At 62.6% G+C, this 12,520-nt stretch carries 11 protein-coding genes; 7 read left to right on the top strand and 4 right to left on the bottom strand.

Going from position 1 to position 12,520, the window contains the following annotated elements:
- Positions 1-14 precede the first annotated feature (14 nt).
- Genes mnmE through IE101_RS05760 form a run of 5 tightly spaced genes read left to right on the top strand, consistent with a single transcriptional unit; the run spans position 15 to position 5,531 of the window.
- Complete coding sequence (mnmE, locus tag IE101_RS05780) at positions 15-1,307, top strand: tRNA uridine-5-carboxymethylaminomethyl(34) synthesis GTPase MnmE (RefSeq protein WP_189632869.1); 1,293 nt, start codon at positions 15-17, stop codon at positions 1,305-1,307.
- Between the two features lie 11 nt (positions 1,308-1,318).
- Positions 1,319-3,178 carry a tRNA uridine-5-carboxymethylaminomethyl(34) synthesis enzyme MnmG gene (gene mnmG / locus IE101_RS05775; RefSeq protein WP_189632868.1) on the top strand — a complete coding sequence of 620 codons (1,860 nt, stop codon included), beginning with the start codon at positions 1,319-1,321 and terminating at the stop codon, positions 3,176-3,178.
- Positions 3,172-3,792: a 16S rRNA (guanine(527)-N(7))-methyltransferase RsmG gene (gene rsmG, locus IE101_RS05770; protein WP_373296074.1), complete on the top strand. Its 621-nt coding sequence runs from the start codon at positions 3,172-3,174 to the stop codon at positions 3,790-3,792. The genes mnmG and rsmG overlap by 7 nt, the downstream gene beginning before the upstream one ends.
- Positions 3,785-4,609: a ParA family protein gene (locus tag IE101_RS05765; RefSeq protein WP_189632866.1), complete on the top strand. Its 825-nt coding sequence runs from the start codon at positions 3,785-3,787 to the stop codon at positions 4,607-4,609. Before rsmG ends, IE101_RS05765 begins: the two co-directional genes overlap by 8 nt.
- Before the next feature lies 1 nt (position 4,610).
- Positions 4,611-5,531 (top strand): ParB/RepB/Spo0J family partition protein, encoded by a 921-nt coding sequence (locus IE101_RS05760; protein WP_189632865.1) that lies wholly within the window; start codon positions 4,611-4,613, stop codon positions 5,529-5,531.
- Between the two features lie 31 nt (positions 5,532-5,562).
- Here IE101_RS05760 and hemW read toward each other — a convergent pair whose 3' ends face one another.
- From hemW to rph, 3 genes are read right to left on the bottom strand one after another with little or no spacing between them, the layout of a single operon-like run.
- Positions 5,563-6,735 (bottom strand): radical SAM family heme chaperone HemW, encoded by a 1,173-nt coding sequence (gene hemW / locus IE101_RS05755; protein ID WP_189632864.1) that lies wholly within the window; start codon positions 6,733-6,735, stop codon positions 5,563-5,565.
- Positions 6,732-7,340, bottom strand: coding sequence for an RdgB/HAM1 family non-canonical purine NTP pyrophosphatase (gene rdgB / locus IE101_RS05750; RefSeq protein WP_189632863.1), 609 nt, complete (start codon positions 7,338-7,340; stop codon positions 6,732-6,734). The genes hemW and rdgB overlap by 4 nt, the downstream gene beginning before the upstream one ends.
- Before the next feature lies 1 nt (position 7,341).
- A complete protein-coding gene (gene rph, locus IE101_RS05745; RefSeq protein WP_189632862.1) occupies positions 7,342-8,055 on the bottom strand; it encodes a ribonuclease PH in 714 nt (237 codons plus the stop codon).
- A 120-nt stretch (positions 8,056-8,175) separates the two neighbouring features.
- On the opposite strand from rph, the gene hrcA reads away from it, so the two are divergent.
- The gene (hrcA, locus tag IE101_RS05740; RefSeq protein ID WP_189632861.1) at positions 8,176-9,249 is read left to right on the top strand and encodes a heat-inducible transcriptional repressor HrcA; all 1,074 of its coding nucleotides are present in this window, start codon (positions 8,176-8,178) and stop codon (positions 9,247-9,249) included.
- 21 nt (positions 9,250-9,270) lie between these two features.
- Positions 9,271-9,804 (top strand): nucleotide exchange factor GrpE, encoded by a 534-nt coding sequence (locus tag IE101_RS05735; protein ID WP_189632860.1) that lies wholly within the window; start codon positions 9,271-9,273, stop codon positions 9,802-9,804.
- A gap of 35 nt (positions 9,805-9,839) precedes the next feature.
- Here IE101_RS05735 and mutS read toward each other — a convergent pair whose 3' ends face one another.
- Positions 9,840-12,482, bottom strand: a complete 2,643-nt coding sequence (mutS, locus tag IE101_RS05730; RefSeq protein ID WP_229804033.1) for a DNA mismatch repair protein MutS — start codon at positions 12,480-12,482, stop codon at positions 9,840-9,842.
- Between the last annotated feature and the right edge of the window lie 38 nt (positions 12,483-12,520).

Below are 12,520 nucleotides of genomic sequence, written 5' to 3'. Positions count from 1 at the left end.
GCAGGGAGCGCGCGATGGACACGATTTATGCCCTGGCAACAGCGCGGGGCCGGGCGGGCGTTTCCGTCATCCGGCTCTCGGGTCCGTCTGCACATCTGGCGGTAAAGGCGCTGACGCGGGGCGATCTTCCGCCGCCGCGCCAGGCCGGGTTGCGGCGGATCATCTGGCAGAACGAGGTGCTGGATGAAGGTTTGGTCCTTCTGTTTCCCGCGGGGCAGAGCTTTACCGGCGAATTGGTGGCTGAGCTTCAGCTGCATGGCTCTGGTGCCGTAATCAGTGCGGTGTTGCGCGCCTTGGCCGCGCAGCCCGGGTTGCGGCTGGCCGAGGCAGGGGAATTCACGCGACGGGCGCTGGAAAACGGATGCCTTGATCTGGCCCAGGTCGAAGGTCTGGCGGATCTCATCGATGCTGAGACCGAGGCGCAGCGCAAACAGGCGTTGCGTGTGCTTTCGGGGGATATTGGCCGACGGATCGACGGCTGGCGGCCGCGGCTGTTGCGCGCGGCAGCGCTGCTGGAGGCGGTGATCGATTTCGTGGACGAGGACGTTCCGACTGACGTCACTCCTGAAGTGCGTGATTTGCTGAACGGTTTGCGGGTGGAACTGCAGGCCGAAGTGGCCGGCGCGGTGGTGGCCGAGCGGATCCGCGACGGGTTCGAGGTCGCCATCATTGGGGCGCCGAATGTCGGAAAATCCACACTTCTCAATGCTTTGGCAGGTCGCGAGGCGGCGATCACGTCAGAAGTTGCCGGCACGACGCGGGATGTGATCGAGGTTCGGCTCGATCTCGCTGGGCTGCCGGTCACGCTTCTGGACACCGCCGGGGTGCGGGAAACCGAGGATCGGGTTGAGGCCATCGGCATTTCACGCGCCGTGGCACGGGGTCGGGCGGCCGATCTGCGGATCGTCATCTTGGAACAGCCGGATGAGGCGGTCCCGATCGATCTGGAACCTGATGATCTGGTGGTGATCGGTAAAGCGGATCTGCGCCAGTTTCCGGGTTGGCGCATGATTTCTGCGCGCACGGGCCTTGGTGTTGAGGAATTGGTCGCCGATATTGGCGGCATTCTGGCCCGTCGCAGCGCGGGGTCGGGGAGTCTCATCCGCGAACGGCACCGGTTGGTGGTAGAGAAGGCTGTGGCAGCTTTGGAATCGGCGCTGCATGAGCTAGATTTCGGGGCAGACAGAATCGAGCTGGCCGCAGAAGAGGTGCGCCGCGCCATTCGCGCCCTGGATATGCTGATTGGCCGGATTGGGGTTGAGGATGTGTTGGGCGAAATCTTTTCGTCCTTCTGCATCGGGAAATGAGGATGTTTCACGTGAAACATTTTGATGTCGTGGTGATCGGGGCAGGGCATGCGGGCTGTGAAGCTGCGGCCACTTCGGCGCGGATGGGGGCGAAGACTGCCCTTGTCACCCTGCGGATGCAGGATATCGGGACGATGTCCTGCAACCCGGCCATCGGCGGCCTTGGCAAGGGCCATCTGGTGCGCGAAATTGATGCGCTGGACGGGGTGATGAGCGGTGTGGCGGACCAAGCTGGTATTCAGTATCGCCTTCTGAACCGTCGCAAAGGGCCCGCGGTGCAGGGCCCGCGTGCGCAGGCCGACCGCAAGCTCTATCGTGCCGCGATGCGCGCGGCGTTGGAGGCGGAGCCGGATTTGGCCCTGATCGAAGGCGAGGCGGCCGATCTGATTTTCGAAGGCGACCGGGTTGTCGGTCTGTGGCTGGCTGATGGGGCAGAAATTCGCGCCGGGGCGGTAATCCTGACAGCGGGGACCTTCCTGAACGGCATCATTCATATCGGCGACGTGCGCCAATCAGCGGGCCGGATGGGCGATAAACCGTCGGTCTCGCTTGCACAGCGTCTGGCGGATATGGGCCTGCCGCGCGGGCGGTTGAAAACCGGCACCCCACCGCGGCTGCATGGTCGTACCATCAACTGGGACATTCTGGACCGTCAGGATGGCGACGAAGACCCGGTGATGTTCTCGTTCCGTAACAAGGCGCCGCTGGTGCGCCAGATTTCCTGCGGGATCACCCATACCAATCCGCAGACGCATGACATCATCCGCGCCAACCTGTCGCGTTCAGCCATGTATGGTGGTCATATCGAAGGCGTCGGCCCGCGTTACTGCCCCTCGATTGAGGATAAGGTTGTGCGCTTTGCCGAAAAGGACAGCCATCAGGTTTTCCTGGAGCCTGAGGGGTTGGACGACGATACCGTTTACCCGAACGGCATTTCCAGTTCGCTGCCCGTTGAGGTGCAGGATGCCTATGTCCGATCGATCCGGGGTCTGGAAGAGGTCAAGATCCTGCAGCCGGCCTATGCGATTGAATATGATTACTTCGATCCGCGTGGCCTGAAATTCTCTCTGGAAAGCAAGACCTTCACGGGGCTTTACCTTGCGGGGCAGGTGAACGGCACCACGGGTTATGAAGAGGCAGCGGCGCAGGGGCTTGTCGCGGCGCTGAACGCGGTGCGGGCGGTACGTGGCGAAGATGCGGTGCAGTTCAGTCGCACCTCAAGCTATATCGGCGTGATGATCGATGACCTCATCAGTTTTGGGGTCAGTGAGCCTTACCGTATGTTTACGTCGCGCGCAGAATATCGGCTGAGCATTCGGGCCGACAATGCGGACCAGAGGCTCACGCCGCTGGGCGATGCCTTGGGCTGTGTGCGTGAAGACCGCCGCGTGGCCTTTGCGCGCAAGATGGAAGCCATTGAGCGGGGGGCTGCTGCGCTGGATGCTGTGCGCCTGACGCCGAAAGAAGCGCTGGCGTTGGGGATTGAGGTCAGCAAAGATGGTGGCCGCCGCTCCGCACGGGAGCTGTTGGCCTTTCCGGATGTGGAGCCGGCCGTGATGGCGCAGGTTTCGCCCGAATTCGCCGCGCTGGATGCCGAGATTCAGACACAAATCCGCACCGACGCGCTTTACGCCCAATTCGCAGAACGCCAGTCGGCCGATGTTGCCGCGCTGAAGCGGGATGAAGGTACCGCAATTCCAGCGGATTTCGATTATGCTGCGCTGTCCGGGCTGTCTGGCGAACTGAAACAAAAGCTGGAACGACAGCAGCCGTCGACGCTGGCCCAGGCGGGGCGGATTGAGGGGATGACACCCGCGGCGCTGGTGCTGATCTTGTCGCGCCTGCGTCGTCCGCAAAAGGCGGTATCATGACGGCTAACGAGATTGGCGGTCTCGATGTTTCACGTGAAACATTTGAGCGTCTGCAAACCTATGAAGCGCTGATCCGAAAATGGAATCCGGCGATCAATCTGGTGGCCAAATCCACACTGGCCGAGCTTTGGTCGCGCCATATTGAAGATTCGGCACAGATTGGGGCCTATCTGGCGCCGGAAATTCGCATTTGGGCGGATTTTGGATCCGGTGGGGGGCTGCCCGGCATCGTTCTGGCGATCTTGGCGCTCGAGCGCAGCCCCGATACGGCGTTTCATCTGGTGGAATCTGATCAACGCAAGGCAACTTTCCTGCGTCAGGCGGCCCAGACGCTGGGCTTGAAGGTGCAGGTCCATACCCAGCGGGTAGAAGTTTTGGCGCCCTTGGGCGCGGATGTCGTTTCGGCCCGGGCTCTGGCATCCCTGCGGATGCTGTGCGGCTTTGCTGCGCGCCACCTTGCGCCGACGGGCTTTGCGATTTTCCCCAAGGGCGCGAATTTCGTCGATGAGGTGGAGGACGCGCGTCAGGAATGGAACTTCGATCTGGACGAGCGCGTCAGCCTGACGCATAGCGATGCAAGGCTGCTGAGAGTGAAGTCGATCCATCATGTCTGACCCCACGCGTCCCCCGCTTCCCAAGATCATTGCCATCACCAACCAGAAGGGCGGTGTCGGCAAGACGACCACGGCCATCAACCTCGCCGCCGGCTTTGCCGAGCTGGGCGGGAGGGTGCTGCTGGTCGATCTGGACCCGCAGGGGAACGCCTCGACGGGTCTTGGCATCGATCCCGGTCAGCGGCAGATGACGAGCTATGATGTGCTGCTTGAGGACGCGCCGATCAGTCAGGCCATCCAGGACACCTCGGTGCCCAATCTCTGGATTTGTCCTGCGAATGCTGACCTTGCTTCGGCTGATATTGAGCTGGTAGCGAACGAAAAGCGCAGTTTCCTGCTGCATGATGCGCTGCGGAGCCAGGATATCGACCGTTTCGCGCTGGATTACATCTTGCTCGATTGTCCGCCCTCGCTCAGCCTGCTGACGGTCAACGCACTGTGCGCGGCCCATTCGGTGCTGATCCCGCTTCAGGCGGAGTTCTTTGCGCTGGAAGGGCTCTCACAGCTGATGCTGACAATCCGCACCGTGCGGGAAACCGCCAATCCCAATCTGCGGATCGAAGGGGTTGTGTTGACCATGTATGATGGTCGCAACAACTTGTCCCAGCAGGTGGAAACAGACGTGCGGACGACGCTGGGCGAGCTGGTCTTTGAGACTGTTGTACCGCGCAATGTGCGGGTTAGCGAAGCGCCGTCCTTTGCCATGCCGGTTCTGACCTATGACCCCTCGTCAAAGGGGAGCGAGGCCTATAAAGCACTGGCACTGGAGATCGTCACGCGCAATGGTTTCCGTTCACGCGGCAGGGAGAGGGCTTGAGATGGAAAAGAAACCTGATCGCAGGGGACTGGGCCGCGGCCTCTCGGCTTTGATGGCGGACATCAATCTGGGTCCTGCCGTGGCAGAACCCGCGGCGCCCCAAGGCGCCCCGCGCCGGCCCGAGATTTTGCCGGTGGAGCGTCTGACCCCCAACCCGAACCAGCCGCGCCGCACCTTTGCCGAGGCGGATTTGTCGGATTTGGCGACCTCGATCCGGGCCAAAGGCGTGCTGCAGCCGCTGATCGTGCGTCCCATCGCTGGGAGCCGCGATTATGAGATTGTCGCAGGCGAGCGCCGTTGGCGTGCGGCGCAGATGGCAAAGGTGCACGAAGTTCCCGTCCTGATCCGGGATTTCGACGATACTGAGGTGCTGGAAGTTGCGATCATCGAGAACATCCAGCGCGCCGATCTGAACCCGATCGAAGAAGCGCAGGCTTTCCGGCAGCTGATGGACCGTTTCGGCCATACGCAGGAAAAGCTGGGTGAAGCACTTTCGAAGAGCCGCAGCTATATCGCCAACCTGTTGCGTCTGCTGACCCTGCCGGATGAGGTTCAGACGCTGGTTGTTGATGGCAAGCTGACCGCCGGCCATGCGCGGGCGTTGATCACCTCGCCCAACCCGGTGGAGTTGGCGCGTCAGGTTGTGGATCGTGGCCTGTCGGTGCGTGAAACCGAAGAGTTGGTGAAGAAGCCTGACGCAAAGTCGGGTGGGAAGCGCGCGGCTTCCCCGGGTCGGGTCGAAGAGAAAGATCCCGATACCCGCGCGCTTGAGGCTGATCTTTCCGCCAATCTGCATATGGGCGTGTCCATCAACCATGAACCGGGCGGAGAGCGGGGTTTGCTGACCATCCGCTACAACACGCTGGATGATCTGGATTTCCTCTGCCAGGCGCTTTCAATGGCCAAGCGGGATATGATCTGAAAAAGGGCTGCGGTTTCCGCAGCCCTTTTTCTTACAGCGCCTCGATCAGCTTCAAGAGGATCGCATTCAGCAAGGGCCGCCCCTTGGCAGTGGTGCGAAGGGTGCGGTCTTCGACCTCGATCAGCTGCAGCTCTTGCAGCTCTGCCAGAACCCCTTGGGGTAGGGATTGCCCGGCCAGGCGCTCAAACCGCGCCAGATCCACACCATCGCGCAGACGCAGGCCCATCAACAGGAACTCAGTCGCCAGATCCTCTGTCGCCAGGACCTCATCAACGTCATTCATCTGGCCGCTTTGCACTGCGGTCAGCCAATCTTGCGGCGCACGGGGGGCTGCTGTGGCGATGCGCTGGCCGCCGAGGGTCAGCCGCCCATGCGCCCCTGGCCCGATGCCCGCATAATCGCCCGACCGCCAGTAAATCAGATTATGCCGTGATTCCTGCCCCGGGCGCGCGTGGTTCGACACCTCATAGGCGGGCAGACCCGCGGCTTCGCACATCTCTTGCGTGATCTCGTAGAATTCGGCGCCCAGATCGTCGCTCGGCAGTCCCTTCAGCTTGCCTTGGGCAAAGCGCGCGCCAAAGACAGTGCCGTCTTCAATGGTCAGTTGATAGAGCGAAAGATGCCCGGTCTGCATCGCCAACGCCTCACTCAGTTCGGCCCGCCATTGCTCGGTCGTCTGGAACTGCCGCGCATAGATCAGGTCAAAGGTCACCCGTTCAAAGATGCTGCAGGCGGTTTCATAGGCCTTGCGTGCTTCTTGTGCGGAATGGGTCCGGCCCAGGCGACGCAGGTCTTCGTCGTTCATTGCCTGCATGCCCATCGAGATGCGGTTGACCCCGGCCTCCTTGAACGCGGACAGCTTGCCCGCTTCGATCGAGGTCGGATTGGCCTCCAGCGTGATTTCGATGTCATTCGCGCCGCGCCAAACCTTTCGGGCGGTGGAAATGACCCGGTCAACCACCGCCGGGTCCATCAGGGATGGGGTGCCACCGCCGAAGTAGATCGTCTGCAACACGCGGTCAGGTGCAAGGGCTGCGACGCGCTGCAGTTCGGCTTCATAGGCATCCGCCCAAGCCGCCTGGTCAATACTCGCCGCGACATGGCTGTTGAAATCGCAATAGGGGCATTTTGACAGGCAGTAGGGCCAATGGACATAAAGCCCGAAGCCGCCTGCCTGCCAATCGTCGCCACCCGAATGTTTCACGTGAAACACCCTGCAACCAGCTTGCGGAAGGCATCGGCGCGATGGCTGATTTCGTTCTTCTTCCAGCGGTCCATTTCACCGAAGGTGATGTCGAACCCTTCGGGTTGGAAGATCGGGTCATAACCATGCCCTTGATCACCGCGCGGTGGCCAGACAACGGCGCCTGGCATTTCACCGGGGAAGACCTCATCATGGCCATCTGGCCAGGCCATCACAAGCGTGCAGCAGAATTTGGCGCGACGCGGGAAGGGGGCGTTGATCGCCTCCAGCTCGTTCCAGGTCCGCTGCATGGCCATGCCGAAGTCGCGACCCTGCGGCGTGGTTGCCCAGTCGGCGGTGTAAACGCCGGGGGCACCGCCAAGTGCGTCGATGGCGATGCCGGAATCGTCTGCCAGGGCAGGAAGCCCGGTCGCCTTGGCGGCAGCATGGGCCTTGATCCGCGCATTGCCGATAAAGGTCGTCTCGGTTTCTTCCGGCTCCGGCAGGCCAAGCGCACCGGCAGAAACCACTTCGATGCCGAACGGCTCCAGCAGCTTGGCGATTTCTTCCAGCTTACCTTGGTTATGCGTTGCAACGACCAGCTTCTGCTCGGTGAACTTCCGCATCTCAGGCCACCGCTGCTTTCTGCGCCGCGACCAGCGCCTCAACTCCTTTATCGGCCAGGTCCAGCAGCTCACCCATTTCAGCGCGCGAGAAGGTTGCGCCTTCGGCGGACATCTGCACCTCGATCAGCCGTTTGGATCCGGTCAGGATGAAGTTGCCGTCGGTTCCGGCGCTCGAATCCTCGACATAGTCCAGATCCAGAACCGGCTGCCCCGCATAGATCCCGCAGGAAACAGCCGCCACATGGTCAATGATCGGGTCCGACACGATGACCCCGGCCTTCAGCAGCTTGTTCACCGCCAGACGCAGTGCCACCCAGCCCCCGGTGATCGAGGCGCAGCGCGTGCCACCATCGGCCTGGATCACGTCACAGTCGATGACGATTTGACGCTCACCCAGGGCCGAACGGTCCACCCCGGCGCGCAGGGCGCGGCCGATCAGGCGCTGAATCTCCTGCGTACGGCCAGTTTGCTTACCCGCAGCCGCCTCGCGCCGGGTGCGGCTGTTGGTTGCGCGCGGCAGCATCCCGTATTCGGCCGTCACCCATCCCAGACCCGTGTTCTTGAGGAAGGGCGGAGCCTTGTCCTCGATCGTCGCGGTGCAGAGGACATGCGTGTCGCCCATGCGGATCAGGCACGATCCTTCGGCGTGCTTTGTCACGCCAGTTTCGATGAAAACAGAACGCAGCTCGTCGAGCTTCCGGCCAGAGGGGCGCATGTGGGTATCCTTGTGAATAACTGTTGCCAAATACCCATCGCGCCCGCAGGGATGCAACCGTTATTGACGCTGCTTCGCCGCATCCCATAATCTGTTTTGCCGAAGTTCCCGAAGGCTGCCATGTCCGATACACCCCGTCTGCTTGCCGAACTGAATGATCGCTCGCGCGAAGTGTTCCGCCGCGTGGTGGAGAGCTATCTTGCCTCTGGTGATCCGGTCGGGTCCCGCACCCTGACGCGCGACTTTTCTGAACGGATCAGCGCGGCGACGATCCGCAATGTGATGCAGGATCTGGAATACCTCGGTCTGCTCGATAGTCCCCATATCTCCGCCGGGCGCATCCCGACGCAGCTGGGCCTGCGCCTGTTTGTCGATGGGTTGCTTGAGGTTGGATCCGTCGCCACCGCGGATCGTGAGATGATCGACTCCACGCTCGGCGATGACTCGCCAGATGTGGCAAGCTTGCTCGACAAGGTCGGGGCGGCGCTCTCGGGGATCACGCGCGGCGCTTCGGTCGTGCTGGCCCCGAAGCATGAGGAAGAGCCGATCCGGCATATTGAGTTTGTGCATCTGGGCGATCAGCGCGCGCTGGTGGTGCTGGTTTTTGCAGATGGCCATGTGGAAAATCGCCTCTTCACGCCGCCGCCGGGTCTGACCCCTTCGGCCATGCGCGAGGCGGCGAATTTCCTCAACGCGCTGGCAGGGGGCAAGACGCTGTCGGACCTGCGCGGCACCATCCAGCACGATATTGATCTGCGCCGGCGTGAGATTGATTCGCTTGCCGCCGCGCTTGTGCAAAGCGGCCTTGCCGTTTGGGAAAATGCGGGCGAGCAGAGCGAGCGTCTGATCATCCGCGGCCGTGCCAATCTTCTGGAGGGCACCTCCGAGGTCGAAGACCTGGCCCGCATCCGCCACCTCTTTGATGATCTGGAGCGGACCCGCGACATTGCCGATATCCTCGATCTGACCGAAACCGGGGATGGCGTCCGCATTTTTATCGGGTCCGAGAACAAACTCTTTTCACTTTCGGGTTCCTCTTTGGTGGTCTCTCCCTATATGAACGCGGATCGGAAGATCATCGGCGCCGTCGGTGTCATCGGTCCGACTCGTCTCAATTACGGGCGGGTTGTGCCGATCGTCGATTACACGGCGCAGCTTGTCGGTCGGCTGGTGTCTGACCGGGGCAGGGGATGAACGTAAAGAGAGGATTGAGAGATGGCGCAGGATCAGGCTGACCCCAACGATCTGAACCTGGAAGATCTGGAAGAGTTCATCGGCGCGGATGAGCTTGAGGCCCTGCGGGCCGAGCGCGATGAGATGCGCGACAAATTCATGCGCGCCTTGGCCGATGCCGAAAATGCGCGCAAGCGCGGTGAACGTGATCGGCGCGAGGCCGAGCAATATGGTGGTTCCAAACTGGCCCGCGACATGCTGCCCGTTTATGACAACCTGCGCCGCGCGCTGAATGCTGTCACCGATGAGACGCGCGCCCAGTCTGCGGCCTTGATCGAAGGCGTGGAACTCACCCTGCGGGAACTGCTGTCCGTGCTGAACAAGCACGGCGTTTCGCTCATCGTGCCGGAAGTGGGCGACACGTTTGACCCGCAGCAGCATCAGGCCATGTTCGAAGCCCCGCTGCCCGGCACCAAGGCTGGCCAGATCATCCAGGTGATGACCGAAGGTTTCATGATTCACGACCGCCTTCTGCGCCCGGCGCAGGTGGGCGTCAGCTCGAACACCGCTGGCTAAGGTCAGAGTGTTTCACGTGAAACAACAGGCGCTGGCTATCCTGCCAGCGCCTGTTTCATTTCGTAGATAAGCTTCAGCGCCTCCATCGGCGTCAGATCATCGGGCTGCACCTCGCGCAGCCGCGCCTCGATCGGCGATTCCTTTTTCACGACGGCCGGCGCCGGAGGGGGGGCCGCACGGAACAGCGGCAAATCATCGATCAGCGCCTTCTGCTTGCCGCCGCCCGCGCGTTCGCCAGCTTCCAATGCCTCCAGCACCACCTTGGCCCGGTCGATCACCGCTGGGGGCAAGCCCGCCAGACGCGCAACCTGCACCCCATAAGACCGATCGGCCGCGCCACGCCGCACCTCATGCAGGAAGATGACCTCACCCTCCCATTCCTTCACCGCCACGGTGGCATTCTCGACCCCGGTCAGCTCGCCGGCCAATGCTGTCATCTCATGGTAATGCGTGGCGAACAGCGCGCGGCAGCGGTTCACGTCATGCAGGTGTTCCAGCGTGGCCCAGGCGATCGACAGGCCATCATAGGTCGCCGTGCCGCGGCCGATTTCATCCAGGATCACCAGCGCCCGATCGTCCGCCTGGTTCAGAATGGCGGCGGTTTCCACCATCTCGACCATGAAAGTCGATCGTCCGCGGGCCAGATCGTCCGCAGCGCCGACGCGGCTGAACAGCTGGCTCACCAACCCGATATGCGCGGCCCGCGCCGGAACGAAGGCACCCGCCTGTGCAAGCAGGGCAATCAGCGCGTTCTGTCGCAGAAAGGTCGATTTCCCGGCCATGTTCGGCCCGGTCAGCAACCAGATGGCGGGGGTTCGGTCTTCGGTCAGGGCGCAATCATTGGCGACGAAGGCCGCGCCCCCTTGCCGCCGCAGCGCGCGTTCGACCACCGCGTGCCGCCCCGAGATCACGGTGAAGGCGTGGCTGGCATCGACCTGCGGGCGCACCCAATCCTCCGCCGCTGCCAGATCGGCGAATGAGGCGGAAACGTCGATCTCGGCCAAACCTGCCGCGGCAAGACCCACAGGCCCCGCGGCTGCCAGCACTGCCGCCCGCAGTGTGGCGAAATGGCGCTTCTCGATTTCCAGCGCGTGATTTCCGGCGTTCAGGATACGAGTCTCCAGCGCGCTCAGTTCGACCGTGGTAAAGCGCACCTGATTGGCCGTGGTCTGCCGGTGAATGAACATCTCATTCAGGGGCGGTGCCAGCATCTTGTCGGCATGGGTTGCAGTCGTTTCGATGAAATACCCAAGCACATTATTATGTTTGATCTTCAGGCTCTGTATGCCCGTTCGTTCGATGTAATCGGCCTGCATGCCAGCGATCACGCCACGGCCTTCATCGCGCAGGCGCCGGGTGTCGTCCAACTCGGGGTCAAAACCGCCGGCGATAAAGCCACCATCGCGCGCAAGAAGGGGCGGCTCATCGACAAGTGACTGTTCCAAAAGGGAAATCAGATCGTCATTGCCGCGCAGTCCCTGCGCGGCAGAGGCCAGAAGATCTGACCCGACCCCTGCGATCTGATCGGCAATCAATGCCGCCTGTGACAGCCCATTGCGGATGGCGGCAAGGTCGCGCGGGCCGCCGCGGTCCAGCGCAAGGCGCGACAGCGCGCGGTCCATGTCCGGCACGCGGCGCAGCGCCTCACGCAGGTCTTCCCGCAGGGTGGCCTGATCCAGCAACAGTTCCACCGCGTCATGCCGGGCGCGGATCTGGCCCAGATCTCGGGAAGGGGACGACAGCCGCCGTTCCAGCAGTCGCGCGCCCCCGGCCGTGACCGTGCGGTCCACTGCCTCCAGCAGCGATCCGGCCCGCCCGCCGGAAAGTGCCGCGGTGATTTCCAGATTGCGCCGGGTGGCCGCGTCGATCTGCATGGCGCCGCCAAGCGCCTCGCGCTGTGGTGCGCGCAGCAGGGGAAGTTTGCCGCGTTGCGTCAGGTCAAGGTATTCGACCAGCGCCCCCATCGCCGCCAGCTCGGCCCGTTCAAAGCTGCCAAAGGCATCCAAAGTGCCCACCTGCCACAGCGCGCAGAGCCGCTTTTCGGCGCCCGTGCTGTCATAGGCCGCGCGGGCCATTGTGGTGACTGCGGCGCCCAGATCCTCGATCAGCGCGCGCAGGTCGCCCGCGGCGTTCTCGCTCACCAGGACCTCGCGTGGGGCCAGCCGCGCCAGTTCCGGTGATAGCCGAGCGCGGGGGCAGGGCATCACGCGCAGCTCGCCCGTGGAAATATCGGTCCAGGCCAGCGCGCTGTCCTCGCGCACCTCGGCATAGGCACAAAGGAAATTGTGCCGCCGTGCCTCCAGCAGGCTGTCCTCGGTCAGCGTGCCGGGGGTGACAAGGCGCACCACATCACGCCGTACCACCGATTTTGATCCACGCTTCTTTGCCTCGGCGGGGTCTTCCATCTGCTCGGCAATCGCCACGCGAAAACCTTTGCGGATGAGCGACAGCAGATGCCCCTCGGCCGCGACCACGGGCACCCCGCACATCGGGATGGCTTCGCCCAGATGGAAGCCGCGCTTGGTCAGCGCAATGTCCAGCGCCTCGGCCGCGGCGACGGCATCATCAAAGAACATCTCGTAGAAATCGCCCATCCGGTAGAACAGGATTGCATCGGCATATTGCGCCTTGATCTCGAGATATTGCGCCATCATCGGCGTCACGTTGTCGTCGCTCACCCGTCATTCCCCCGTCGGACTTGGCCAGACCCTACAAA

Origin of the sequence: Gemmobacter lanyuensis, from assembly GCF_014652355.1 — a bacterium.
In the GTDB taxonomy this organism is placed as follows: domain Bacteria; phylum Pseudomonadota; class Alphaproteobacteria; order Rhodobacterales; family Rhodobacteraceae; genus Gemmobacter; species Gemmobacter lanyuensis.
The sequence above is the reverse complement of the archived record's forward strand: the minus strand, read 5'-3'. Positions and strand labels throughout refer to the sequence as shown.